Source organism: Pseudomonas chaetocerotis, from assembly GCF_015712105.2.
In the GTDB taxonomy this organism is placed as follows: Bacteria; Pseudomonadota; Gammaproteobacteria; order Pseudomonadales; family Pseudomonadaceae; genus Aquipseudomonas; species Aquipseudomonas chaetocerotis.
In genome coordinates this window covers 39,246-63,384 of the sequence record NZ_JACFYX020000014.1, presented here as the reverse complement: position 1 = coordinate 63,384, position 24,139 = coordinate 39,246, and the positions used below count along the sequence as shown (strand labels likewise).

Sequence of the window (24,139 nt, the reverse complement as noted above, 5' to 3'; positions counted from 1 at the left end):
CACAGGAAGGGTTGCAGCGGTTTCGACCAGTGCCGCACATGAGCGGTTCAGGCCCAAGCGTTCACAGCATCTCGATACGGTCGCGGCCACTGGCCTTGGCGCGGTACATCGCCTGGTCCGCCCGCTCCATCAGGCTGTCCAGGCTTTCGCCAGGGCGATACTCGGCGATGCCGAAACTGGCGCTCTTGCGTTGCACCCGCTCGAACGAAAAACCGTTGATACGCTTCTGCAGGGCCTGCACGGCCTGCTCTGCATGAGCCGCATCGGTCTCCGGCAGAATGATGAGAAACTCCTCGCCGCCAAGCCGCCCGACCTTGTCCATCACTCGCACACCGTCGCGCAGCAGACCGGCGAACTGGCGCAGCACGCTGTCCCCCACCGCATGGCCATGAGTATCGTTGACGCTCTTGAAGTGATCGATATCGATCAGCACCACCGAAAACGGCGTGCCATAACGGTTGGTCCGCGCCACTTCCTCGATCAGAAAACGCAGGGTACGCGAACGATTCCACAGCCCGGTCAGGCTGTCGACACTGGCGCTCAGGGCCAGGCTGTCCTGATGCAGGAACATGTGCTTGTGCGCCTTTTCCAGAAGAAAGGCGCTGAGCAGGCCAAAGGAGAACGATGCGAGAATCCAGATCAGGTGCAGGCGCTGCATGCCGGGCGTCAGCGAGTGCTCGAGCGTGACCAGCAAGATCGCGGCCAGAGAGAACAACGCGGTAGCCATGGCACGCCTGAGCGTCAGCCCGGAGATGGCGAATGTCCACATCAGGTTGAGATAGATCTCCGGCGCGTAGAAGGCGAAACGCGGTGAGCCAAAATTGAAGTAGAGATTGGACAGCACCGAAATGATGGGCGCGAGTGACAGCAACCCCAGCATCAGCGGCTGCCGACCTGGTTGAAAACTCAGCAGCCCGATAGCCAGCAACGCTACCGGTACCAACAACGCATGCACGATGAACCGCGCGAAGGGCTGATCGGCCTCGACGTTCTGCTCGATGGCGGCATAGATCAGATACAGCGCCATGGTCAGAAAAGCCACGTAGCGAATCTGCGGAATCTTCGCCTGTAGATACCAGCACGCAAACCCCTGCCGAGTCGCATCCGGCACTCCATGCAAAGGGTCAAGCGCACGCAGCAAGCTATTGAACAACGGCACTTCGCTCCCCTGTCGAATGGCCACTATTCACAGCATAGAACGCTTGTCGCATCGGAAGCGATGCAGGCTTCGCTCAATCGCCTGTCAAACCACGCCAGCCAGATTGATCCGAGCCTGTGCCTCGTAGCGCGTCCTGAAATGATCCGTGCTGTAAATCATCGAGCGCGCCAGAAATGACTTCAGAACGCTGCGCCGCTTCATGCGGTACACAAGGCCCGGCACCCAGGCGTACTCGGCACGCACCTGGGCGTCGTACTCGGCGAAACGCTCAGGCGTGGCGCCGAGAATGGCCAGGTCGATATCCACCAGCAACTGCTCATCCGGCTCGTTTGGCGTCGCGTCGTGCCGGGTGACCATGATCAGTCGTTCGACCCGCGCCAACGTCGCCTGGCTGGCCTGACAACCCGCAAGCACCCGGATGGCCCAATCCGCACTCTGGCGCTCGTTGTTCTTGCCGCGCACGTCGTAGATGGCGTCATGGAACCAGAGTGCGATGGCCACCTCGCCCGGCTGCTGCGCCAAGTGCCGCGCCTGGTCGAAATGCATCAGGCACTCGCGCAGGTGTTGCAGCGAGTGATAGTGCCGTTGGGGCTCTTCATAGGCACGAATGAGTTGCTCGAACAGCCCTGGCGGAGGCTGAAGGCCAAGATCTGACCAGGCGCTGACCCAGGAGGTTGTCAGGGTTCTCATACGCGGTTGGGCTGCCATTCCGGATATGCAGGAATACCTTCATATTCAAGCCATGGAACATCATGTGATGCCACGCGAACAATTACATGTGGTACCCCCGACGGTCAGCGATTTGGGCCATTTTTATCACAGGAAAAGGGGTCGCCGCCTTGCTCAGAATGGCTTCACGGTTTGATAACAATACGCCCGAGCGGCTTCTCCTTCTCTGCATACTCATGGGCCATGGCAGCCTCCGATAACGTAAAGGTCCGATCAATGACGCTGCGAAGAGTGCCCGTAGCGACGGCCTTCAACATGCTGTCAACAGTCGACCGTACAGCGGGCCTCTCGAAAAGGGTACCCATGAACACTCCCAAGAGTGTCTGGTTGGCCTGCATCGGTGGCCAAAGGTCGGCTGTCAGGCTACCGCCACCCGCATTACCGACAAATACAAGACGCCCCTCATGCGCGAGGGAAGACAGGGAGGCCTGCAGAGTCTTTCCGACCGGATCGATAACGAGGTCGACACCTGCGCCATGAGTGAGCTTGTGAACCGTTTCCACCACATCACAGTTAGCGCGGTCTATTACATGGTCTGCGCCGAGCTCAAGCATGCGATCTCTGCGATGCGCACCGCTTGCGACAGCGATTACTGTCGCGCCCGATTGTGCAGCGAGCTGAAGAGCAGCAACACCTACCCCGCCAGCAGCCGCCTGGACGAGAACAGTCTCTCCACGCTTAAGTGCGCCTCGCGTGAAAAGACAGTGGTAGGCGGTTCCAAACGAGATTGGTACAACCGCAGCATCCGAGGCATCTAGTTCATCAGGTATGCGCCATGTTCGCGCCTCGGGCACAGGCCAGAGTTCGGCATGCGAGCCCTGCATATCGAACGCTACCACCCTGTCCCCGACCTTGCGGTCTTTGACGCTCGCCCCGATCTCTATCACGGTGCCGGATGCCGCATAACCGACTACCCAGGACGGATGAAGCGGCGCTGTAGAGCGACGATTGATCAGATCCCCCCCCTCAAGCGAAATGGCCTCAACGGCAATCAGAACATCGCCTGCTCCAATAGCGGGTCTTGGAAGATCGATGTAGTTCAAAACGCTAGGGTCGCCGGCTGTATCGTAGACTGCTGCTTTCACAAGTTATCTACTCCTCATCCGAATCAGGCCATGGATTGGTGTGTTCAACTTGCTTCGGTTGAAGCATTTTATCGGCACCCAATCCGTATCAAGATCTGCCCCGACCACCACATTCCCGGTAGCGAAGCAACCGTGATTCAGATCATCGATCTGTCGACGTTGTTCCATCTGATTTCGCTATGAGCGCCGCCAACGGAAGTCAGTCCTGTGCCACGTCTTGGCGATCACCCTACTGTGCGGCTCGATGGCCAGCCTGGTCGTCGTGTTTCGTGCGTAGTTGTGTTGCTAACGAGCAAGGCGCACCAGGGCAGCTAGGTTCCTGGCAGCGATTCCAGTACCTGCCGATACAACGCTTGCAAGCGCTGACTATCCTCCTCAGCCAGCGTTTCCTGTTGCAGACGGCGCACGAAGACGTCCTCCACCGACAGTTCATCCAGCGTTTCCCGCGCTTCGCTGGCCAGGCCGGCACTGGCGTTGCCGCGTTCACGGCGGATGCGCAGTACTTCCACCGGCAGCCCCTCGCAAAGTGCGTTGATGCGGCTTTGCAGGTCGCTCAGGTAATCGTCGGTGCTGACTTGCACCTCCAGCCATACGGGCCGCTCGGGTGTGCCCTGAGCAGCTACCTCGGCGATGGCGCCTGCCAGTTCCTTGAGCGAGCCGCGCAGGCTGGCCATCGGCTGGAACACCGGTACGGGCAGCGGTGTGATCGATTGCAACGTGGCAGCGCCGAACTCCAGCAGCAACACTTCCTTCTGCTGACGTGCCTCGTCGAAGGACAACGCAATCGGTGAGCCGCTGTAGCGGATGTGCTCCAGCCCGCCGACCTTCTGCGGGCGGTGGATATGGCCAAGGGCGATGTAGTCCGCCGGTGGGAAGGCACTGGTGGGAAAGGCTTCCAGGCTGCCGACGTAGATCTCGCGTACCGACTCGCTGGCGCTGGCACCAACCGTGGTGAGGTGACCAGTGGCGATGATCGGCAGCGCCTGGCCCAGCTCGTCACGCCTGCTCGACGCCAGCTCGTACAGCGCCCGGTAATGCTCGGCGATGGCTTGCTGCAGCGACTGCTGTTTGTCCTGCGCGCTCTGCCCCGCCTGGCTGGCCAGCACGTCGCGCGGGCGAATGAAGGGAATGGCGCAGAGAACCGCTCTCGGCTGGCCAGTACGATCATTGAGCAGCAGTACCTGTTCGGCCAGGTCGACGCCCACACCCGGCACCACCTGGGCGCCCAGTTGCGCCAGCAGGCTGCGGCTTTCACCGAGCATCGCCGGTGAGTCGTGGTTGCCGCCAAGCACCACCAGGGCGCAGCCGGCGTCGCGCAGCGACACCACCAGCCGGTAATACTGCTCGCGGGCGTAACTGGGCGGTGCGCCGGTGTCGAACACGTCGCCGGCAATCAGCAAAACATCCACATCGTGTGCCTGCACCTGTTCCAGCAACCAGGTGCAGAAGGCCTGGTGCTCGGCCTGGCGGGTCTTGCCCATGAAGTGCTGGCCCAGGTGCCAGTCGGAGGTGTGCAGGATACGCAGGCTCATAGCGGCCAGTCCTGCACGACGATGTGGGTCTTGACCCGCTGCATCTGCGGGAAGGCTTCGATGGCCGCGCGCACTTCGCTCAGGCGCGCCATGTTTGGCGCTTCGATCAGCACCAGCATGTCCGTTTCGCCGCTGATACCGCTGCAATGGCGGATTTCCGGGTATTCGCGCATGCGCTCGACGTAATCCTGGCAACGGGCATTCTGGTAGAACAGCTCGAGGAAGGCCTTGACCCCACCTTCACCGGGCACCGCGACCTGGGCGTGATAGCCGCGAATCACCCCGCTCTCTTCCAGATGACGAATCCGCTCACTGACCGCCGAACGTGACAGGTTGACCTCACGGGCGATCTGGCTGACGGAGGTACGCGCATCACTGCGCAGCAGGGCGAGGATCTGACGATCGAACTTGTCCACGGGGCTTCTCGGGGCGGCAATCAGGTTGACGAGGGAAACCGCCATTTCGTCGGCAAAAGGCGACAACCTGCAACCAGGCGGCGCTCTACCATGGCGGTATCTGCAAAGGCGTGAGCATACCCCATGAGTCGATTGAACAAGGAATTGGGCCTCCTGCAGGGCATCGCCCTGCTCAGCACCTCGCTGCTCGGTACCGGCATCTTTGTGGTGCCGGCACTGGCGGCCACGGCGGCGGGCGAAGCGTCGTTATGGGCCTGGATGCTGCTGATCGTCCTGGTACTGCCAGTGGCGTTCACCTTCGCCCAGTTGGGCAAGCGCTTCCCTCATGCCGGCGGCGCGCCGCACCTGATCGGCCGCGCCTTCGGTGTGCGCATGGAAGGGGTCAGCGCCCTGCTGTTTCTCGCCGTGCTGCCGGTCGGTCTGCCTGCCGCCCTGCATATTGCCAGCGGCTTCTGGCTGGCGTTGTTCGATCTCGATCGCAGTGGCTTGTTGCTCATCGAACTGGCCACGCTGGGCGCCATTCTCCTGCTTGGCCAGCGTCCACCGAAAGCATCGGGCATGCTGCAGGGGCTGATCGCCGTGGCCATCGTCGCCAGCGTGGCGCTGATCTGGTGGGTCGGTGACCTGCCGCGCGCCAGCCAACCACTGCTGCCGGCGATGGATAGCCAATGGCACCTGCTGCCAACGGCGCTGGGGGTGATGTTCTGGTGCTTCGTCGGTATCGAGGCCTTCACGCATCTGGGCGAGGAGTTCAAACACCCGGAGCGCGACTTCCCCCTGGCGCTACTGCTCGGCGTGCTGCTGGCGGGCCTGGTGTACTGGGCCTGCTCGGTGGCAGTGCTGAGCTTTGCCACCTACGGCAACGTGCACAGCGACACCACCGCCCTGCCCCGTCTGTTCGAGCAACTGCTGGGTGAGCAGGCGCGCGTGCTGGTGGCGGTGCTCGGTTATCTGGCCTGCTTCGCCTCGATGAACGTGTACATCCAGGGCTTCGCCCGGCTGATCTGGAGCCTGGCCGATGAAGGTCGCCTGCCGGCCAGACTGGCCGTGCGCAACCGCCAGGGCGTACCGGGTAGCGCCTTGCTGCTGGTGGTGATCTGTTGCGCGCTGTGCGCCCTGCTCTCGGCCACCTTGAACCTCTCGGTGGACGATTTGATCCGCTATGCCAATGGCAACTTCGTGTTGATCTACCTGCTCAGCATGGCCGCCGGCTGGGTGCTGCTCAGTGGTATCTGGCGCCTGCTGGCCGGACTCAGCGGGCTGCTGTGTGCAGCGGTATTGATGATGCTCGGCAGCGATGCGCTGTATGCCGTCGGGCTGCTCGCCGCGCTGCTGCTGTTCAGTCACCTGCGTGGGAGGCACAAGGCGCTGGCGTAGGGCGGAGCACACCCCCTGTGATCCACCGCGAGCCTGATGCTGGACAAAAGGGCGTCATCCACCCAACAGGTGACCGTGAGGCGCATGGGGTTCTATCCTTACCCTGATTTCGCCGAAAGGAAGCCTCATGCGCCGCGTACTCAACGACCTGAAAATCATGATCCTGGCCAACCTGTGGATCGTCCCGGTGGTGGCCGGCCTGGTCTGGGCGCTGTTCCAGTTCGTCGCACCGCCACCGCCGATGAGTGCCAGCATGGCCACCGGCGCCCAAGGCGGTGCCTACCAGCAGTTCGCCGAACGCCTGAAGGAAGAACTGGCCAAGGAAGGATTCGAGCTGAATCTGGTGCCGACCTCTGGCTCGCGCGACAACCTGCAGCGTCTGCTGGCCAAGGACCCGGAAGTGGAGATCGCCCTGGTGCAGAGCGGCCTGGAGCGTCAACTGGCCCCCGAAGAACAGCGTCAGCTGGAAAGCCTGGGTGCGATCTATCAGGAGCCCCTTTGGCTGTTCTATCGACGTGACGTGGCGCTGGATCGCATTGCCGATCTGCTGCCACTGCGCCTCGGCCTGGGCGGCGAAGGCAGCGGCACCCGCGCAGCCAGCGATGCCATCCTCGACGCCAATGCCATCGAGCCCGAACACTATCCCGAAAGCTGGCAGAGCATCGGGGGTGGCAAGGCCGCCCGCGCGCTGATGGCCGGTGAACTGGATGCAGCATTCTTCGTTGGCCCGGCAGAAAACGCCCTGGTGCAACAACTGGCGGCCAACCCGGACATCGCCCTGGCGCACTTTCGTCGCGCCGCCGCCTACGCAGCGCGCTTGCCGTTCTTCAATCAGGTGAAGGTCGGTGAAGGTCTGCTGGATCTGGCCAGCAATGCACCTGATCGCGACATCGTCACCCTTTCTCCGGTCGCCACTCTGGTGGTCAATGACGCCTTCAACCCCGGCCTGGTGCCACTGTTTCTCGAGGCCAGTCGCGAAGTGATGCGCGACGGTACCCTGCTCGACGCCGCCGGCACCTTTCCCAGCGCCGAGCCCCGTACCTTCGAACTGCACAAGGATGCAGGGCATTACTACGACAAGGGCCTGCCAATCCTGCAGCGCTACCTGCCGTTCCGTATCGCCTCGCTGGCCGACCGCTACATCATTCTGCTGATCCCCCTGATCGTGGTGATGATCCCGCTGTTCAAGGCCGTCGGTCCGATCTACCAGTGGCGCATCCGTGCGCGTATCTACCGCTGGTACAAGCACCTGCGCGAAGTCGACCGCAAGCTGCACGCCGGCTCCCTGCCCGACGAGCTGGGCAGCGAGATCGAACGCCTGGAACAGATGGAAGACGAGCTGGCAGCCGTGGAAGTGCCACTGTCGTACTCCAACGAGTTGTACGAACTACACATGCACGTGCGCTACGTGATCGAGCGGCTGCGCGTGCTGCAGCAGCGACGGCATCCGTAGGGTGGATCACGCTTCATCGATCCACCACAGCGGTGGATGTAAAAAGCGACATCCACCCTACGCGTTCCAACGAGTTGTACGAACTGCACATGCACGTGCGCTACGTGATCGAGCGGCTGCGCGTGCTGCAGCAGCGACGGCATCCGTAGGGTGGATCACGCTTCATCGATCCACCACAGCGGTGGATGTAAACAGCGACATCCACCCCACGCGCTGTGGGAGGGGCGTTAGCCGCGACGTGCTGCATGACTTTCAACACCGCTCACGGATACATCCGCACCAGAATCCATCACCCGCTTCGGGTAAACTGCGCCCCTGTTTCATTTGCCCACGAGACCGCCATGCCGATCCGCCACTGCATCGTCCATCTGATCGACAAGAAGCCCGACGGCAGCCCCGCCGTGCTGCACGCTCGCGACAGCGAGCTGGCCACGTCGCAAGCCATGGAGAACCTGCTGGCCGACCTCAACGAGAGCTACAACGCCAAGCAGGGCAAGGCCTGGGGGCTGTTCCACGAAGAATCCGGCGCCTACCCGTTCAGCGGCTGGCTAAAGGCCTATCTCGATGGCGAGCAGGATTTCACTGCCTTCAGCCGTCAGGCCGTCGAACACCTGCAGAAGCTGATGGAGGAATCCAACCTCTCCACCGGCGGCCACGTACTCTTGGCCCATTACCAGCAGGGCATGACCGACTACCTGGCTATCGCCCTGCTGCACCACAGTGAGGGCGTGGCGGTGACCGACGCGCTGGACGTGACCCCGGCCAAGCACCTGGACCTCGGCCAACTGCACCTGGCCGCACGCATCAACATCAGCGAGTGGCAGAACAACAAGCAATCCAAGCAGTACATCTCCTTCATCAAGGGCAAGAACGGCAAGAAGGTCTCGGACTACTTCCGCGACTTCATCGGCTGCCAGGAGGGCGTCGACGGCCCGGGCGAAACGCGCACCCTGCTCAAGGCCTTCAGCGACTTCGTTGAAAGCGAAGATCTGCCCGAAGAGCAGGCTCGCGAAAAGACCAAGACCCTGGTCGGCTACGCCACCAGCCAGGCCAAGCTCGGTGAGCCGATCACCCTCGACGAACTCTCCGGTCTGATCGACGAAGAGCGCCCCAAGGCCTTCTATGAACACATCCGCAACAAGGATTACGGCATGGCGCCGGAATTTCCGGCGGACAAACGCACCCTGAGCCAGTTCCAGCGCTTTACCGGCCGTGCCGAGGGGCTGTCGATCAGTTTCGAGGCGCACCTGCTGGGCTCGAAGGTCGAGTATGACGAAGGCCGCGACATGCTGATCATTCGCCAGTTGCCGACCCAGTTGAAAGACCAGCTCAAGCGTCGCCAGGATTGAGATGAGCGCGCGCCTGGCGGATGACTTGCTTGATGCGTGCCTGTGCCAACCCAAGACGCCACTGACAGGCGACCCGGCGCGCACCCTGGGCCTCGACAAGAACGAGGCCAAGGCACGCCTGGAGCAACTCAAACCCTGGCTGAAGGGGCAGCAGACGCGCCTCTGGGCCGATCGGCGCCAAGCCTTGCTGCTGGTACTGCAAGGCCCGGACTGCAGCGGCAAGGACGGCGTGATCCGCCGCGTTCTGAGCGCCTGCAATCCACAAGGCCTGGTTGTACACAGCTTTCAGGCACCGAACGAACACGAACGCCGGGACCATTTTCTCTTGCGCTATCGTCAGCGCCTGCCAGCGTCCGGCATGATCGCCGTATTCAACCGCAGCTATTACGAGGCGATGATCTGCGATCCTCTGGACGGACTCTGTGGTGAGGACGAACTACCTGGACGCCTCGCGCAATTGCTGGCCTTCGAACGGCAACTGTCCGCTCAGGGCATCCGCCTGCTCAAGTGCTATCTGCAGATCGACAAGGCCGAACAGTACCAGCGCCTTGCTGAACGCCTGGATAAACCGGAGAAGCGCTGGAAGCTCAAGGCCAGCGATCTGCTGTCGCACCGCCAGTTCGACGAACGCCAGCGGCGCTGGGCCGAACTGCTGGGCGCCAGTCACAGCAGTGCATCTCCCTGGTACGTGATCCCCGCGCACAAGCGCTGGCTGCGCGACCTTCTGGTTGCCAGCCTGCTGGCCCGCGAACTGGAAAAACTCGCGCTGCATTGGCCGGATCGACCGACACCCTTTACTCTGCAGCAATTGCAAGCCGCCACCACGCACAAGGACGCGCCGCGATGAAGAAGATTCTGCTGATCCTTACCGCCCTGGCCTTGTGGCAGAACTGGGACAGGATCGACCGCTGGTTAAACCCACCGCAGGCCAATGCCAGCGGCGAGATCGTGCTCTACGCTACCGCCTGGTGCGGCTACTGCGCCAAGACACGCGAGCTGTTCGCCGAAGACGGCATCACCTATCGCGAAGTGGATATCGAGACCGATGCCGCCGGTCGCGCTCAGTATCAGGCGCTCGGTGGCCGCGGCGTGCCGGTGATCGACCTGCGCGGGCAGGTCATCCACGGCTACGACGTACGAGCCATTCGCGCCGCCTACTGACAGGCGGCGCGAGAAGCCTCAGCGCGCCTCGATGCGAAAGCCCAAACGCGGGAAGTGCACGTGCACGATGCCGGCACGCTCGTCTTCACGACGCAGGATCAGTTCCTCGCGCCCGACGAACACCAGCTCGCCTTCGACCGGATCGACACCATAGTCGACCGCCGCGATGGCCACGCGCTGACCGGCAGTGAAGCCATTGGGCTCGCTGAACGCCTCGTCGGGCAGCGCCGCCGGAGTCGCCTCGCGCGCGATGTCGATGGCCTGCTCGCCACTCATATCGCTGAGCGAACCATGGCCGAAGCCCATTACCCGCGCCAGCCAGGCCGCGACATCCGGGTACTCGTCCACCAACGGTGCAGTGATCGGTGTCCCCCGCAGGAACCACAACGGATGCGCTACGGCAAAGTCGGCAACCGACGGTTCGCCAAACAGGAAGTCGCCACCGCCCTGCTGCAGCTGCTGCTGCAAACGCCCCATCAGCGCCGGCCACTGGTGGCGCGCCTGTTCCAACGGCAGGCGGCTGGCCGTACCGCCGGAAAACAGGGCAGCACGATCCGCGGCGAAAGCCTTGGCGAACTCCGGTGGCACCTTGGCGAAGCGCACGGCCATGGATTCGGGGGCAAACACCAGCGACACCGCGTGCTGGAACAGCACCGAGTCGGCCCACTGGGCGAGGGTCGCGACATTGAAACACTGGCCTTCCGGGGACAGCGACGGCGTACTCTTTTCCGCGTCCAGGCGGCGAGCGATCAGCGCGGTATCGCAGTAGATATCGGCGCCAACCTGCAGCACCGGGGTCTTGCGGTAGCCGCCGGTCAGCGCGGTGAGATCGGGCTTGGGCATCAGTGGCGGGATCATCACCGAACGCCAGGACAGTTGCTTGAAGCCCAGCATCAGGCGGGCTTTCTCGGCGAACGGCGAGGTCGGATAGTGATGAAGGATCAACTCATGCATGGCGCGCTCCGCGACGGATCAAAAGTCCTCAGCTTACCCGCGCTGCACCTGCACGCAACCGCCTCAGGCTGATGAACCGCCATCAACGGCCAGAATAAGCGCTTCTTTGGCGCTTTTGCTCAGGCGCTTGATCGCCCGTTCACGGCGCAACGCATCGCCCTTGCCGGCACAGGCTTCGACGTAGGCCAATGCCAGCGCCGGGCTGGTATGGAAGAACCGGGCGCCCTTGCCGCGCTGGTGCTGAGCGAAACGCCGCTGCGGGTCATCGCTGATGCCGCAATACAGCGCGCCATTGGCGGCGCGCACCAGATAGACGAACCAGGCTTTTTCGACTGCTGCAGTCATCCGCGAACGGGAAACCACTCACGCGCCGAGCGCCACAGGCACATGCCGACGAAGTAGGCCGAGGCCAACCACCAGAGCGCCAGCAGCCAGAACTGATTGACCGGGTACTGCAGGATCAGCAGCGCGCTGGAGAGCATCCAGACGAAGGTCACGAGGATATTCAGCGGCATGAACTGACGCACGCGGAACGGGTGCAGGAACTTCATCTTGGTCAGGGTCAGGCCGGCCAGCAGGACGATCATGGCCAGGGTGATCCAGGGATGCACATCGAGGATGTAGAAATACAGCACCACCACGTTCCACGCCGCCGGGAAGCCGACGAAGTAGTTGTCCTTGCTCTTCATGTTCAGGTTGCAGAAGCAAAACAGCGAGGACAGCAAAACCAGGCCCACGGCGAACAGCGGCGTGTAATCCGGCAGCGGGATAAAACGGTAGAGAAAGATGGCGGGGATGAATACATAGGTGAGGTAATCGATCACCAGGTCGAGGGTCGAGCCGTCGAAATGTGGCAGCACGCCCTTGACGTCGTAACGGCGCGCCAGCGAGCCGTCCAGACCATCGACCAGCAGCGCCAGGCCGAGCCACAGCAGGCATTGCCTGGGTTGGCCGTCGAGCACGGCCAGCAATGCCAGCAGGGCAAGGATCACGCCGCTGGCGGTAACGGCATGGACCCCCCAGGCTTTGGCCTGTTTTACGGCAACGATCAGTTCGGTCACGGCAGGTCTCGATTGGCAGTGGAGGTGCGGCACCCGGTGTGCGCACTCTTTATTGAAGGCTAAGACCGACTAGCCTACCACTGCGTTCCTCCGCCCGCCTCAGCGCGTGCCGCGAAACTGGGCCAGCCCGCGTGCCGCCTGTCGACGAATGGCAGCCTGAACCGGTGGCGCCCACCCCAGCAGAAGCCCTTTGCCACCTAGCGCCTGACGTGCCCAGCGCCATAGATCGAAGTGATCGCGATGCTCGACGATGAGCCCGTCGCGAAACACGAAGCGCGCCTGAATGAGGTTGACCACCTGACGACCGGTGGCGCTGAAACGGTAGCGTGCGACCCAGCGCGCGCTGCCGGCATGATCGTCGGCGTGTACCGCGTCGAACGTCAGCGAGAAGTCTTCGGCGCGACTGCACAGCATGCGCCACATGTCGCCCGCCTCCGCACCGCGCAAGTCGACGAAGACCGGGTCGGAGAAGCGCACATTCTCGGCGTAACAGCCCGCCATGGTCTCGGCATCGAGCTTCTGGAAGGCGCTGTAGAAACGCTGGATCAGTTCGGCGTTGGCGTGACTCATGGCTCGTTCCTGCGTGCGTTATGGGTCGGATTCACCCGCCCACGATGCGAGGACATCGGTGCACCCTGCGACGCGATGGTGAATGCAGCCTAGTCTGGGCGCAGAAGAAGGGTGTGGCGATTGGCTATAAAGACAACTTTGTGTCAATAATCGCCAACTCCATTCCAGGTCACCGTCATGCTGCGCATCGCCTTGTACGTCTGCCCGCAAACCATCTGTTCCAGCCTGAGCATGGCGCAGGACGCCTTTAGCCTGGCCAATCGCCTGGCCGGCGTGCCCACTTTTCAGCTGCAACGTTTCAGCCTCGATGGCCAGCCCGTGCAGTTGGAGTTCGCGCAGGTTCAGGTCGATGGCGGCCTTGAGCTGGCCGAGCAGGCCAACCTGCTGATCGTGCCGGCCACCGGCAGTGCCTTCACCCTCACCCTGGAGCGCAACGCCACGCTCCTGCCCTGGCTGGCCCGACGCGACCAGCAACAGGTGGCGAGTCTGTGCAGCAGCGCCTTCCTGCTGGCGGCTGCCGGCCTGCTCGATGGGCGCCAGGCGACCACTCACTGGGCTCTGGCTGATGCCTTCGCCAGGCAGTTTCCTCAGGTGAACCTGCGCAGCGATCTGCTGTTGACCGAGGACGGTCCGTTGTTCTGCTCCGGCGGTGCTCAGGCCGGGCTCGACCTGTGTCTGCACCTGATAGCCCTGCATGCCGGCGAATGCTTGGCGCAACAGGTAGCCAGCGCCATGGTGATCGAGCGTCAGCGCGGTACGCAGACGCGTTTCGCCCCGCTGCTACCCAGCAGCGAAGACACATCCCTTGCCCCGCTGCTGACCTGGCTGCGCAAGCATCACGCCGAAGTGATCGATCTCAACCGTCTTGCGCAGCAGGCACACTGTTCGCCGCGTACCTTGTTGCGGCGTTTCAAACAGGCCACCGGTCTGACTCCAGGCGATTACCTGCAGCGCCTGCGTATCAGTCTGGCGCAGCAGGCGCTGACCGATTCGGCGCAGTCGCTGGAGCAGGTCGCCAGCCAGGTGGGTTTTGCCGACCGTGCGACCTTCGCCAAGCGCTTCAAGCAGTTGTGCGGGGAAACGCCGGGCGCCTTCCGCAAGCGCATGCAGGGCAACGGAGCCGCGCCGCCGGGCCCGTAGGGTGCGCCGCGTACACCAATCTGGGGCGCTGGGCATTCGAGAGGGCTTCGGGTCCGCGGTGCGCATGGCGCACCCTAACTCAAGGCGCATCCCGTGGCCCATGAAAAAGGGAGCCCGAAGGCTCCCTGATCGATGGCGCGATGCCGGCTCAGTGCAGGATCTGGCTGAGGAACAGCTTGGTGCGTTCGTTCTGCGGGTTGGTGAAGAAGGCGTTCGGTTCGGCCTCCTCCACGATCTCGCCCTTGTCCATGAAGATCACGCGGTTGGCCACGGTGCGGGCAAACCCCATCTCGTGGGTCACACAGAGCATGGTCATGCCGTCTTCGGCCAGGCCGATCATGGTGTCCAGAACCTCTTTCACCATCTCCGGGTCGAGGGCCGAGGTCGGCTCGTCGAACAGCATGATCTTCGGCTTCATGCACAGCGCGCGGGCAATCGCCACACGCTGTTGCTGACCGCCGGAGAGTTGACCCGGAAACTTGTTGGCCTGCTCGGGAATACGCACGCGCTCGAGAAAGTGCATGGCAATTTCCTCGGCCTGGCGCTTGGGCATCTTGCGTACCCACATCGGCGCCAGGGTGCAGTTCTGCAGCACGGTGAGATGCGGGAACAGGTTGAAGTGCTGGAACACCATGCCCACTTCGCGGCGAATCGCTTCGATGTGCTTGAGGTCGCTGGTCAGCTCGGTGCCATCGACCAGGATGCGCCCCTGCTGGTGCTCTTCCAGGCGGTTGATGCAGCGAATGGTGGTGGACTTGCCCGAACCGGACGGGCCGCACAGGACGATGCGCTCGCCCGGTTGCACGCTGAGATTGATGTCCTTGAGCACGTGGAACTGGCCGTACCACTTGTTCACACCCTGCAGCAGGATCATCGGCTCTGCGTTGGATTGTTTGATTGCTTCACTCATAAATTCACTCCTCTCGAGGGGCTGATCCAGGATTTAGCGAGCTAGAGCCAGGCAAGGCGAAAACAGATGAGGAAGCGCAGCGTACTGTTGTACGTGAGCATTCCGAGAATGTTTTCAACGCCGCCTGGCCGACGCGCAGCCAATACTGATCAGCTCCTAACGCTTGTGGCCGGTATCCAGCTTCCGCTCCAGATGCAGCGAATAGCGGGACATGCCGAAACAGAAAATCCAGAAGACCAACGCGGCGAACACATAGCCTTCGGTGGCCATACCCAGCCATGCCGGGTCGGTGGTCGCCTGCTTGATGCTGTTGAGCAGATCGAACAGGCCGATGATGATCACCAGACTGGTGTCCTTGAACAGGGCGATGAAGACGTTGACGATGCCCGGAATCACCAGCTTCAGCGCTTGCGGCAGGATCACCAGGCCCATCATCCGCCAGTAGCCCAGGCCCATGGCCGCGGCCGCCTCGTACTGACCTTTGGGAATGGCCTGCAGACCACCGCGCACCACCTCGGCGATGTAGGCGGACTGGAACAGGATCACCCCGATCAGCGCACGCATCAGCTTGTCGAAATGCATGCCTTCGGGCAGGAACAGCGGCAGCATCACCGAGGACATGAACAGCACGGTGATCAACGGTACACCGCGCCAGAACTCGATGAAGGTGACGCAGATGACCTTGATCGCCGGCAGGTTGGAACGTCGTCCCAGTGCCAGCAGAATACCCAGCGGCAAGGCGCCGGTGATGCCGACGGAGGCGATCACCAGAGTCAGCATCAGGCCGCCCCACTGGCTGGTGGATACCACGCTCAGGCCGAATACGCCGCCGTGCAGCAGGCACCAGGCGATCACCGGATAGATCACCAGGAAGCCCAGTCCGTAGAACGCCTTGCGCGGCATCTGCGGCACGAACAGCGGCGCCGCACCGACGATGGCCAGCCACAGCGTGGCGTCCACGCGCCAGCGCAGTTCGCTGGGGTAGAAGCCGTACATGAACTGACCGAAACGCTGCTGGATGAACACCCAGCACGCGCCTTCCTTCGTGCAGTCGGCGCGGGTGCTGCCCACCCAGTTGGCGTCGATGATCGCCCACTGCAGTAGCGGTGGCACCACCAGCCAGATCAGATAAAGCGCGAAGAGGGTCAACAGACTGTTGAACCAGTTGGAAAACAGGTTGGCCTTGAGCCAGCCCACCGCACCGACGCTCATGCGTGGCGGCGGCAGGTCCGGTTTGAATGTATGAGTCTGCATGGCTGCTCCTTACCGCTCAGTCAGCGCGATGCGCTTGTTGTACCAGTTCATCAGCAGAGAAATGCTGATACTGATGGCCAGATACACGCTCATGGTGATGGCGATCACCTCGATGGCCTGGCCGGTCTGGTTGAGCACGGTGCCGGCGAACAGTGAAACCATGTCCGGGTAGCCGATACCGGCGGCCAGGGACGAGTTCTTCGCCAGGTTGAGGTACTGACTGGTCAGCGGCGGAATGATCACGCGCAGTGCCTGCGGGATGATCACCAGGCGCAGGGTGACGCCCGGGCGCAACCCAAGCGAGCGTGCCGCTTCGGTCTGACCATGACTGACCGCCATGATCCCGGAGCGAACGTTCTCGGCGATGAAGGCTGCGGTGTAGATGGTCAGCGCCAAGGTCAGCGCCATCAGCTCGGGGATCATCACCCAGCCGCCACGGAAGTTGAAACCGGTCAACTCCGGCACGCTCCACACCAGCGGGTTGCCGCCTATCAGCACAGTAAGACCGGGAAGCACCACGATCAGCGCTAGCGAGGTCCACAGCAGCGGGAAGATCTGGCCAGTGGCCTCGCGGCGCTTCTTGGCCCAGCGTCCCAGAGCGATGATGCCGACGATAGTTGCCAGCAGGACCACCGCGAACAGCCCGAAACTCTCCGAAGGGCCAGGCGCCGGCATGTACAGACCGCGACTGTTGAGGAAGAACGCCTCACCAACACCCAGGCTCTGCCGAGGGCCAGGCAGGGCGAGAAATACCGCGAAGTACCAGAAGAGGATCTGCAGCAGCGGCGGAATGTTGCGGAAAATCTCGATGTAAACGGTGGCCAGCTTGCTGATCAGCCAGTTGGGCGATAGCCGCGCCACACCCAGCAGAAAGCCGAGGATCGAGGCCAGCACAATACCGATGAAGGACACCAGCAGGGTATTGAGTAAGCCGACCAGGAACACACGACTGTAGCTGTCGCTTTCCGTGTAGTCGATCAGGTGCTGGGCGATACCGAAGCCAGCGCTGTTATTGAGAAATGCGAAGCCGGAAATGATCCCGCGCTTCTCCAGGTTGGCCTGGGTGTTCTGGAAGAGAAACCAGCCGAGCGCCACAACGGCGATAACGGCAATGATCTGGAAAGCCCAAGCGCGCACCTGCGGATCGTTCAGAAGCGATCCTCGCGGGCGCGGGGCATTAGCAGTCGTGTGCATGACAACCCTCATGGAAGCCCCGGCCGCACGCAAGCCGGCCGGAGTTCACGTAATCGGAAACGACAGCGGCAGGCCGTAGGCCTGCCGCTGTGGACGGTCAACGCACTGGCGGTGCGTACTGCAGACCACCCTTGTTCCACAGGGCATTGAGGCCACGCTCGATCTTCAGCTCGCTGCCGGCACCGACGTTACGGTCGAAGGACTCACCGTAGTTACCGACTTGCTTGACGATCTGTACTGCCCAGTCCTTCGGCAGCTTGAGGTCTTTGCCGAACTCGCCTTCAGTACCCAGCAGGCGTGCTACGTCCGGGTTCTTGGTGTCTTTGGCAGTTGCTTCGACGTTGGCCGAGGTCACACCCAATTCTTCGGCGTTGACCATGGCGAACAGGGTCCAGCGCACGATGTCGAACCACTCTTCGTCACCCTGACGCACGACCGGGCCCAGAGGCTCCTTGGAGATGACTTCCGGCAGCACGACATAGTCGTCCGGGTTGGCCAGCTTGATGCGCTGTGCATACAGCTGCGACTGGTCGGAGGTCAGCACGTCGCAACGGCCGGCTTCGACCGACTTGGCGCTCTCGTCGGAGGTATCGTAGGTGATGGGGGTGTACTTCATGCCGTTGGCACGGAAGTAGTCGGAGAGATTCAGCTCAGTGGTGGTACCGGCCTGGATGCAGACGGTAGCTCCGTCCAGTTCCTTGGCGCTGGAAACGCCCAACTTCTTGTTCACCAGAAAGCCCTGGCCGTCGTAGTAGTTGGTGCCAGTGAAGTTCAGACCCAGTGCGGCGTCGCGCGAGCTGGTCCAGGTGGTGTTACGCGACAGGATGTCGACTTCGCCGGACTGCAGCGCGGTGAAGCGCTCCTTGGCGGTCAGCGGGCTGTACTTGACCTTGGTCGCGTCGCCGAAAACCGCAGCTGCGACGGCACGGCAGACGTCAACGTCGAGACCCAGGTAGTTACCTTTTTCATCGGCATAGGAGAAGCCAGGCAGACCGTCACTGATACCGCACTGCACGAAGCCTTTCTTCTGCACTGCATCCAGGGTGGCGCCTGCCTGAGCAAAGCCACTGACACCGAGCACAGCTGCGGTGGTCAGCACAGCCAGGGTGGATTTCACCATCTTCATCAAAAACCTCCAGTTGCTCTTGTTGTGTTGGAGTCTCCGTCCGCCTTCCCCACCCTTTTGAGGCACGCGATCCGCTGGCAGCAACGGTATCGACGAGAAGTTCGAACGTCAGGCAGGAGTCTAGTCGGCTTTACCCTCTGCTGGCCAACTGCCCCCACCCAGCCCATTGATTGAACGGGCCAGAGACGGATCGTCATCCATCTGGGCGATCAACCGCCCCGACGGTCTATTAGGAACCCCACACAGCAGATTCCTGCCTGTTGAGCGGTGCGCAATGGCACAGTGTTACCGTTAGCGCACCGCGTCGTCAGTTCGAGTGAGACTTAGCAAGCCCCGTACCAGCACATGGCAAATGGCCGGATATGAGAGGGTCAAGGGCAAAAGATTCACCCGTGCGACAACTTATTCACAGATTAGCCAAGCCTTGAACAGGTCGCCGCCCCAAATTAAGGCGCCCGCACCACACTGGAGCTACCAATGACCGCACCCATGATTTTGCAGCCCCCACAATCCGCCGATGCCAGCGTGATCTGGCTGCATGGGCTGGGGGCTGACCGCTACGATTTCCTGCCGGTCGCCGAGATGCTGCAGGAGCGCCTGCCTAGCACACGTTTCATCCTGCCGCAGGCGCCAACCCGCCCGGTTACCATCAACGGCGGCTGGAGCATGCCGAGCTGGTACGACATCCTCGCCATGAGTCCGGCACGTGCCATCGACCAGGCGCAACTGGAGGCGTCCGCCGACCAGGTGATCGCCCTGATCGAAGCCGAGCGCGAAAGCGCCATCGCCCCTGAACGCATCGTCCTGGCGGGATTCTCCCAGGGCGGTGCGGTGGTGCTGCACACAGCCTTTGTACGCTATCCAGAGGTCCTCGGCGGGGTACTGGCACTCTCGACCTATGCCCCGACGTTTAGCGACGACATGCCGCTGGCGGATACAAAAAGACAACTGCCGGTGCTTTGTTTGCATGGCAGATTCGACGATGTGGTGACACCCGATATGGGGCGTGCCGCGCATGACCGCCTGCACGCCTGTGGGGTGCCGGTGCAATGGCGCGACTATCCGATGGCGCACGAGGTGCTGCCGGAAGAGATTCGCGATATCGCCCAATGGTTGGGCCAATTGCTGGTCGACTGACCGACCCGAGAGATGCACGATAAATGAGCACAGCGCCCCTCATTCGCACACTGCAGGATATTGAACGGATCGAGCGCACCCCGCTGAGTGATCGCGACCTGCCCAGCAGCACCTTCGAGCTGATTCGCCGCACGGCGCAGTCCCATCCCGAGGCAGCGGCGCTGTCGTTCATTGCCCAGGGTACCGGAGAGGAAACCCCGCTGCGCCTGACCTACGCCGAACTGCTCGGCAAGATCACCCAGACCGCCAACGCCTTCCACCGCCTGGGCCTGCGTCCTGGCAAGGCGGTGTCCTTCCTGCTGCCCAACCTGCCGCAGACCCACTACACCATCTGGGGTGGCGAGGCGGCCGGCATCGTCAATGCGATCAACCCGCTGCTCGATCCCGAGCATATCGCCGAGCTGATCCACGCGTCGGACTCCGAGCTGCTGGTGACCCTGGCGCCCTTCCCGGGCACCGACCTGTGGGACAAGGTCGATGCCCTGCGTGATCAGTTGCCAGAGCTGAAAGCGATTCTCTGCGTGGACATGGCAAATTTGTTGCCCGAGCCACAACGCAGCGCGATCAAGGCCCAGCGCGGCCCTTTGCCTGAGGGCGTTCTGGATTTCGATGAAACCATCGCCGCCTGCCCCGCCGACCACCTGGAAAGCGGCCGTGTGATTGCCGCCGACGACATCGCCAGCTACTTCCACACCGGCGGTACCACCGGTACGCCGAAACTGGCGCCGCACAGCCACGGCAACGAAGTGGCGATGGCCTACAGCATGAACCTAGTGACCCGCTTTGGCGTCGGCGATGTGACGCTTTGCGGCCTGCCGCTGTTCCACGTCAACGGCGTGATCGTCACCGGGCTTACGGCGTTCATCGGCGGCGCGGAAGTGCTGCTGGCCACACCGCAGGGTTATCGCAACACCACACTGATCAGCAACTTCTGGAAGGTGATCGCGCGCCACAAGGTCAGCTTCTTCAGCGGTGTTCCCACTATCTATGCCGGCCTACTGCAGATTCCCAGCGAGGGTCATGACCTGTCCTCGCTGAAATACGCCCTGTGCGGCGCCGCGCCGATGCCGGTGGAACTGATCCGCCAGTTCGAGGCCAAGACCGGCCTGACTCTGCTCGAAGGCTACGGCCTGACCGAGGGCACCTGCGGCAGTTGCGCCAACCCACCGGCAGGCGAACGCCGCCCCGGCTCCATCGGCCTGCCCATGCCCTACTGCGAAGTGCGCATCAAGGTACTCGACGAGCAGGGACGCTATATCCGGGATGCAGCGCAGGGTGAGATCGGCAACCTGTGCATCCGTGGCGCTACGGTGTTCAAGGGCTATCTGCAGGCGAGCAAGAACGCCGGCATCTGGATCGATGGCGACTGGTTCAACACTGGCGATCTGGGTCGCGTCGATGCCGACGGCTATATCTGGCTGACCGGGCGCAGCAAGGATCTGATCATCCGTGGCGGTCACAACATCGACCCGCAGATGATCGAGGACGCCCTGCACAAGCACCCCGCCGTCGCCATGGCCGCTGCCGTGGGCAAGCCAGACGAAAAGGCCGGCGAATTGCCGGTGGTCTACGTGCAGCTCAAGCCAGGCGCGCAGGTCAGCGAAGTCGAGCTGCTGGAACACGCCGCCGCCCATATTCCCGAACGCGCTGCTGTGCCCAAGGACGCCTGGATCATCGATGCCATTCCGCTCACTGCGGTGGGCAAGACCTTCAAACCAGCGCTGCGCTTCGATGCCATCGCCCGTGTTTACCAGGCTGCTGTCGATGAGTTGCACCCGGCTGTTCGGGTCGAAGTGCTGAGCGATGACAAGGCCGGTCAATTGGCCCACATCCACCTGCCGAATCAGGATCAGGCATTGGCTGCCACCATTGGCGAGCGGTTGTCCGGCTACGCGGTAGGCCATCGCATCCACTTCGCAGCGTGATCCAGAGCGCGCAAGGACGCGCACCAGTTAACAGCTTTGCATTTTCGTGCAACCGCTGGTCGGCAGAGCTTCAGGCAAGCATTGCCACGCCTGAACCCCGGGAATAATGTCGAACGCTATTCGTAGACACGACAGGGAGCGTTGATGGTGCCTCGGGCTTTTCGCCCGGTCAGGCCCGACGAGATTGTAATGAAAGCGGCGCACTGGCAGGCAGACCTGCAGCAAGTTCAACAGTTGCGACTATTTCATAATGTCGCCACCAGCAGCCTGGACCAGTTGCTGCGGGAATTTCGCGCCTGCGAGCTGGAAGCCGGCGAAGTGCTGCTCTCCCCCTTCAATCGCAACCAGCACCTCTATCTGCTGATCGAGGGCCAGTTGCGCGTCTACCTGGGATCACTGGACAACCAGGCCGTCAGCACCCTCGAAGTCGGCGACTGCGCCGGTGAAATCAGCTTCATCGACAACGAACATCCCTCCGCCTACGTGGTGGCCGAGCGCCCCTCCATCGTCCTGCGCCTGCATCGCGAGTCCCTGGTGGCGCTGTTCCAGCAATCCCCTCAGATGATGCAGAACCTGCTGGAGCTGCTCTGTGATCGCGTACGCCAAGGCAACCGGCAGATTCTCGACAGTGAGCAGAACGCCAACGTCGACACCCTCACCGGTTGCTTCAACCGGCGCTGGCTGGAGCACGTGTTCGAGCGCGAGAGCACCCGCTGCGCCTTCAACGATCAACCGATGTCGCTGCTGATGCTCGATGTCGACCACTTCAAGGCCTACAACGACCAGCACGGCCACCTGGCCGGCGACTACGCCCTGTGCCTGGTGGCGCATACCCTGAGCAGCCAGCTGAGGGCCAAGGACAGCCTGATACGTTTCGGTGGCGAGGAGTTCGTCATTCTTCTGCCGGAGATCGCCGATGAGGCTGCACGTGGTATCGGTGAGCGCCTGCGTATCAGCCTGGAGCAGATCGCCTCCTTCTACTCGCCGGTCGGCGTGCTGCCCGGCGTCACCATTTCCATCGGCCTCGCGCAGATGCGCCATCAGGACAGCCTGCAAAGCCTTATTGCACGTGCCGATACGGCGCTGTACCAGGCCAAGCAACAGGGTCGTAACTGCCTCTGCGGCTGAGCCTTGATCGCCTTGGTGCGCACGGCGCACCCTACCGCAGGGCAAGGCGCGAGCAACGCGCCCCTGCTAGCAGGCCGTTAAAAAACGTAGGCGAGGCAGCCCGTGCAATACCGATAGCGGCCCCGCAAAAACAGGCGAAAAACGGTCGGAGTCGCGCTCGACTTTACGAGTTGTAAATGAGCATTTTGATGGGGGCGCCTAGCTCGGACTCGTGCACGAGCCTGTTTTTAACGCGGCAATGGCAACGTAGGTAGTTTTTTAACAGCCTGCTAGAGTGCCCGGCATAACAACATGCCTGGATGGCTACTCATGCGCAAACTGCTGATCACCCTGCTTCTACTGATCCCCCTCACCGCCCTCGCCGTACTGGGCTTGCCCCGGGTCATCGACGCGCAGATGAACAGCGTCGCCAGCCCGCCACCCTATCCAGTCAGCGCCGGTGCGCAGAAGCTGCACCAGGGACTGTTCATCGCCGACCTGCACGACGACGCCCTGCTCTGGGAGCGCGATCTGCTGGGACGCTACGACTATGGTCACTCCGATCTGCCGCGCATGCTCGAAGGCCGCCTCGGTCTGCAGGTGTTCTCCACCGTGACCAAGACGCCACGCGGGCTGAACATGGAGAGCAACGCCGCCGACAGCGACAATATCACCCTGCTGGCCATGGCCCAGCGCTGGCCACGGGAAACCTGGAACAGCCTGCTGCAGCGCGCGCTGTACCAGGCACAGAAGCTGCAGGATGCGGCGCACGCCAGCGAAGGTCGCCTGGTGCTGATTCGCAGCCGCGCAGACCTGGCCCGTTTCATCGAGGCCTGGGACAGAGACCCGCAGCGTGTGGCAGGTCTGCTCGCCACCGAAGGCCTGCAGCCCATCGAGAACCAGCTGGAGAACGTCGATACGCTCTATGATGCAGGCTTTCGTATCGCCGGCCTGACCCACTTCTTCGATAACGAAGTGGGCGGTTCGGCCCACGGCCTGGCAAAAGGCGGGCTGACGCCGCTGGGGCGCCAGGTGATCGCGCGCCTGGAAGAAAAATCCATGCTGGTCGACCTGGCCCACGCCTCGCGCCCGCTGATCGACGATGTACTGGCCATGGCCACGCGCCCGGTGCTGGTCTCGCACACCGGCGTCGAGGGCACCTGCCCCGGCACGCGCAATCTCAGCGACAAGCACCTGCAAGCCATCGCCGCCACGGGCGGGGTGATCGGTATTGGCTACTGGAGTACCGCCGTTTGCGACACCTCGGTCGCCGCCATCGTCAAAGCCATCCGCTATACGGCGGACAAGGTCGGCGTCGAGCACGTCGCCCTGGGCTCGGACTTCAACGGCACCGTGCATACGCCGTTCGACGTCACCGGCCTGGCGCAAATTACCGAGGGACTGCAAACCGCCGGCTTCGACAATGACGCCATTGCCGCGATCATGGGCGGCAATGTACAGCGCCTGCTGCTGGCCAGCCTGCCGGAGAAATGAGGCCCT

23 protein-coding genes are annotated in these 24,139 nt (G+C 62.5%); 10 read left to right on the top strand and 13 right to left on the bottom strand.

Going from position 1 to position 24,139, the window contains the following annotated elements; translation table 11 throughout:
- Positions 1–61: 61 nt before the first annotated feature.
- From H3221_RS21600 to H3221_RS21580, 5 genes are all read right to left on the bottom strand, one after another.
- Entirely contained in the window at positions 62–1,042 is a 981-nt protein-coding gene (locus H3221_RS21600) for a GGDEF domain-containing protein (protein ID WP_224490733.1), read from the bottom strand.
- Between the two features lie 201 nt (positions 1,043–1,243).
- Positions 1,244–1,849 (bottom strand): HD domain-containing protein, encoded by a 606-nt coding sequence (locus H3221_RS21595; protein ID WP_196476575.1) that lies wholly within the window; start codon positions 1,847–1,849, stop codon positions 1,244–1,246.
- Between the two features lie 164 nt (positions 1,850–2,013).
- The gene (locus tag H3221_RS21590; RefSeq protein WP_196476576.1) at positions 2,014–2,973 is read right to left on the bottom strand and encodes a quinone oxidoreductase family protein; all 960 of its coding nucleotides are present in this window, start codon (positions 2,971–2,973) and stop codon (positions 2,014–2,016) included.
- A 311-nt stretch (positions 2,974–3,284) separates the two neighbouring features.
- Complete coding sequence (gene sbcD / locus H3221_RS21585; protein WP_196476577.1) at positions 3,285–4,505, bottom strand: exonuclease subunit SbcD; 1,221 nt, start codon at positions 4,503–4,505, stop codon at positions 3,285–3,287.
- The gene (locus H3221_RS21580; protein WP_196476578.1) at positions 4,502–4,921 is read right to left on the bottom strand and encodes an Lrp/AsnC family transcriptional regulator; all 420 of its coding nucleotides are present in this window, start codon (positions 4,919–4,921) and stop codon (positions 4,502–4,504) included. The genes sbcD and H3221_RS21580 overlap by 4 nt, the downstream gene beginning before the upstream one ends.
- A gap of 123 nt (positions 4,922–5,044) precedes the next feature.
- Between H3221_RS21580 and yjeH the strand changes: the two genes are divergently transcribed.
- The 5 genes from yjeH to H3221_RS21555 all read left to right on the top strand — a co-directional run bounded on the left by yjeH (position 5,045) and on the right by H3221_RS21555 (position 10,261).
- Positions 5,045–6,298, top strand: coding sequence for an L-methionine/branched-chain amino acid transporter (gene yjeH, locus H3221_RS21575; protein WP_196476579.1), 1,254 nt, complete (start codon positions 5,045–5,047; stop codon positions 6,296–6,298).
- Between the two features lie 127 nt (positions 6,299–6,425).
- Positions 6,426–7,751, top strand: a complete 1,326-nt coding sequence (locus H3221_RS21570) for a TAXI family TRAP transporter solute-binding subunit (RefSeq protein ID WP_196476580.1) — start codon at positions 6,426–6,428, stop codon at positions 7,749–7,751.
- Positions 7,752–8,092: 341 nt separating this feature from the next.
- Positions 8,093–9,100 (top strand): nucleoid-associated protein YejK, encoded by a 1,008-nt coding sequence (gene yejK, locus H3221_RS21565; RefSeq protein ID WP_192984694.1) that lies wholly within the window; start codon positions 8,093–8,095, stop codon positions 9,098–9,100.
- A 1-nt stretch (position 9,101) separates the two neighbouring features.
- A complete protein-coding gene (locus tag H3221_RS21560) occupies positions 9,102–9,947 on the top strand; it encodes a polyphosphate kinase 2 family protein (RefSeq protein ID WP_196476774.1) in 846 nt (281 codons plus the stop codon).
- The gene (locus tag H3221_RS21555; RefSeq protein ID WP_196476775.1) at positions 9,944–10,261 is read left to right on the top strand and encodes a glutaredoxin family protein; all 318 of its coding nucleotides are present in this window, start codon (positions 9,944–9,946) and stop codon (positions 10,259–10,261) included. Before H3221_RS21560 ends, H3221_RS21555 begins: the two co-directional genes overlap by 4 nt.
- An 18-nt stretch (positions 10,262–10,279) precedes the next feature.
- On the opposite strand, the gene H3221_RS21550 is transcribed toward H3221_RS21555, so the two are convergent.
- From H3221_RS21550 to H3221_RS21535, 4 genes are all read right to left on the bottom strand, one after another.
- A complete protein-coding gene (locus H3221_RS21550) occupies positions 10,280–11,215 on the bottom strand; it encodes a glutathione S-transferase family protein (protein WP_196476776.1) in 936 nt (311 codons plus the stop codon).
- A 63-nt stretch (positions 11,216–11,278) separates the two neighbouring features.
- A complete protein-coding gene (locus H3221_RS21545; protein WP_196476777.1) occupies positions 11,279–11,560 on the bottom strand; it encodes a GIY-YIG nuclease family protein in 282 nt (93 codons plus the stop codon).
- Positions 11,557–12,276, bottom strand: a complete 720-nt coding sequence (gene pcsA, locus H3221_RS21540) for a phosphatidylcholine synthase (RefSeq protein ID WP_196476778.1) — start codon at positions 12,274–12,276, stop codon at positions 11,557–11,559. The genes H3221_RS21545 and pcsA overlap by 4 nt, the downstream gene beginning before the upstream one ends.
- A 99-nt stretch (positions 12,277–12,375) precedes the next feature.
- Positions 12,376–12,846 carry a nuclear transport factor 2 family protein gene (locus H3221_RS21535; RefSeq protein ID WP_196476779.1) on the bottom strand — a complete coding sequence of 157 codons (471 nt, stop codon included), beginning with the start codon at positions 12,844–12,846 and terminating at the stop codon, positions 12,376–12,378.
- A 177-nt stretch (positions 12,847–13,023) separates the two neighbouring features.
- Between H3221_RS21535 and H3221_RS21530 the strand changes: the two genes are divergently transcribed.
- Positions 13,024–13,986, top strand: a complete 963-nt coding sequence (locus tag H3221_RS21530) for a GlxA family transcriptional regulator (protein WP_196476780.1) — start codon at positions 13,024–13,026, stop codon at positions 13,984–13,986.
- 148 nt (positions 13,987–14,134) lie between these two features.
- On the opposite strand, the gene H3221_RS21525 is transcribed toward H3221_RS21530, so the two are convergent.
- The 4 genes from H3221_RS21525 to H3221_RS21510 form a co-directional block, all read right to left on the bottom strand.
- A complete protein-coding gene (locus H3221_RS21525; RefSeq protein WP_196476781.1) occupies positions 14,135–14,896 on the bottom strand; it encodes an amino acid ABC transporter ATP-binding protein in 762 nt (253 codons plus the stop codon).
- Positions 14,897–15,052: 156 nt separating this feature from the next.
- A complete protein-coding gene (locus tag H3221_RS21520; protein ID WP_192984680.1) occupies positions 15,053–16,150 on the bottom strand; it encodes an amino acid ABC transporter permease in 1,098 nt (365 codons plus the stop codon).
- Positions 16,151–16,159: 9 nt separating this feature from the next.
- Entirely contained in the window at positions 16,160–17,344 is a 1,185-nt protein-coding gene (locus H3221_RS21515; protein WP_196476782.1) for an amino acid ABC transporter permease, read from the bottom strand.
- Positions 17,345–17,441: 97 nt separating this feature from the next.
- Positions 17,442–18,470: an amino acid ABC transporter substrate-binding protein gene (locus H3221_RS21510; RefSeq protein ID WP_017675245.1), complete on the bottom strand. Its 1,029-nt coding sequence runs from the start codon at positions 18,468–18,470 to the stop codon at positions 17,442–17,444.
- Between the two features lie 477 nt (positions 18,471–18,947).
- Here H3221_RS21510 and H3221_RS21505 point away from each other — a divergent pair, with 477 nt between their 5' ends.
- The 4 genes from H3221_RS21505 (at position 18,948) to H3221_RS21490 (ending at position 24,133) form a co-directional block, all read left to right on the top strand.
- The gene (locus tag H3221_RS21505) at positions 18,948–19,607 is read left to right on the top strand and encodes an alpha/beta hydrolase (protein WP_196476783.1); all 660 of its coding nucleotides are present in this window, start codon (positions 18,948–18,950) and stop codon (positions 19,605–19,607) included.
- Positions 19,608–19,630: 23 nt separating this feature from the next.
- Positions 19,631–21,532: an acyl-CoA synthetase gene (locus H3221_RS21500; RefSeq protein WP_196476784.1), complete on the top strand. Its 1,902-nt coding sequence runs from the start codon at positions 19,631–19,633 to the stop codon at positions 21,530–21,532.
- 189 nt (positions 21,533–21,721) lie between these two features.
- Positions 21,722–22,660 (top strand): GGDEF domain-containing protein, encoded by a 939-nt coding sequence (locus tag H3221_RS21495; RefSeq protein WP_196476785.1) that lies wholly within the window; start codon positions 21,722–21,724, stop codon positions 22,658–22,660.
- A 309-nt stretch (positions 22,661–22,969) separates the two neighbouring features.
- On the top strand, positions 22,970–24,133 hold the full coding sequence (locus H3221_RS21490) for a dipeptidase (RefSeq protein WP_196476786.1): 1,164 nt from the start codon (positions 22,970–22,972) through the stop codon (positions 24,131–24,133).
- Positions 24,134–24,139: the final 6 nt, after the last annotated feature.

Excerpts from the sequence above, each read along its gene's own strand:
- H3221_RS21510 (WP_017675245.1), bottom strand. The coding sequence starts at position 18,470 with ATGAAGATGGTGAAATCCACCCTGGCTGTGCTGACCACCGCAGCTGTG.
- H3221_RS21555 (WP_196476775.1), top strand. The coding sequence starts at position 9,944 with ATGAAGAAGATTCTGCTGATCCTTACCGCCCTGGCCTTGTGGCAGAAC.
- H3221_RS21515 (WP_196476782.1), bottom strand. The coding sequence starts at position 17,344 with ATGCACACGACTGCTAATGCCCCGCGCCCGCGAGGATCGCTTCTGAAC.
- H3221_RS21525 (WP_196476781.1), bottom strand. The coding sequence starts at position 14,896 with ATGAGTGAAGCAATCAAACAATCCAACGCAGAGCCGATGATCCTGCTG.
- H3221_RS21500 (WP_196476784.1), top strand. The coding sequence starts at position 19,631 with ATGAGCACAGCGCCCCTCATTCGCACACTGCAGGATATTGAACGGATC.
- H3221_RS21595 (WP_196476575.1), bottom strand. The coding sequence starts at position 1,849 with ATGAGAACCCTGACAACCTCCTGGGTCAGCGCCTGGTCAGATCTTGGC.
- H3221_RS21570 (WP_196476580.1), top strand. The coding sequence starts at position 6,426 with ATGCGCCGCGTACTCAACGACCTGAAAATCATGATCCTGGCCAACCTG.
- sbcD (WP_196476577.1), bottom strand. The coding sequence starts at position 4,505 with ATGAGCCTGCGTATCCTGCACACCTCCGACTGGCACCTGGGCCAGCAC.
- H3221_RS21545 (WP_196476777.1), bottom strand. The coding sequence starts at position 11,560 with ATGACTGCAGCAGTCGAAAAAGCCTGGTTCGTCTATCTGGTGCGCGCC.
- H3221_RS21520 (WP_192984680.1), bottom strand. The coding sequence starts at position 16,150 with ATGCAGACTCATACATTCAAACCGGACCTGCCGCCGCCACGCATGAGC.
- yejK (WP_192984694.1), top strand. The coding sequence starts at position 8,093 with ATGCCGATCCGCCACTGCATCGTCCATCTGATCGACAAGAAGCCCGAC.
- H3221_RS21495 (WP_196476785.1), top strand. The coding sequence starts at position 21,722 with ATGAAAGCGGCGCACTGGCAGGCAGACCTGCAGCAAGTTCAACAGTTG.
- H3221_RS21535 (WP_196476779.1), bottom strand. The coding sequence starts at position 12,846 with ATGAGTCACGCCAACGCCGAACTGATCCAGCGTTTCTACAGCGCCTTC.
- H3221_RS21490 (WP_196476786.1), top strand. The coding sequence starts at position 22,970 with ATGCGCAAACTGCTGATCACCCTGCTTCTACTGATCCCCCTCACCGCC.
- H3221_RS21560 (WP_196476774.1), top strand. The coding sequence starts at position 9,102 with ATGAGCGCGCGCCTGGCGGATGACTTGCTTGATGCGTGCCTGTGCCAA.
- H3221_RS21550 (WP_196476776.1), bottom strand. The coding sequence starts at position 11,215 with ATGCATGAGTTGATCCTTCATCACTATCCGACCTCGCCGTTCGCCGAG.
- H3221_RS21530 (WP_196476780.1), top strand. The coding sequence starts at position 13,024 with ATGCTGCGCATCGCCTTGTACGTCTGCCCGCAAACCATCTGTTCCAGC.
- H3221_RS21505 (WP_196476783.1), top strand. The coding sequence starts at position 18,948 with ATGACCGCACCCATGATTTTGCAGCCCCCACAATCCGCCGATGCCAGC.
- yjeH (WP_196476579.1), top strand. The coding sequence starts at position 5,045 with ATGAGTCGATTGAACAAGGAATTGGGCCTCCTGCAGGGCATCGCCCTG.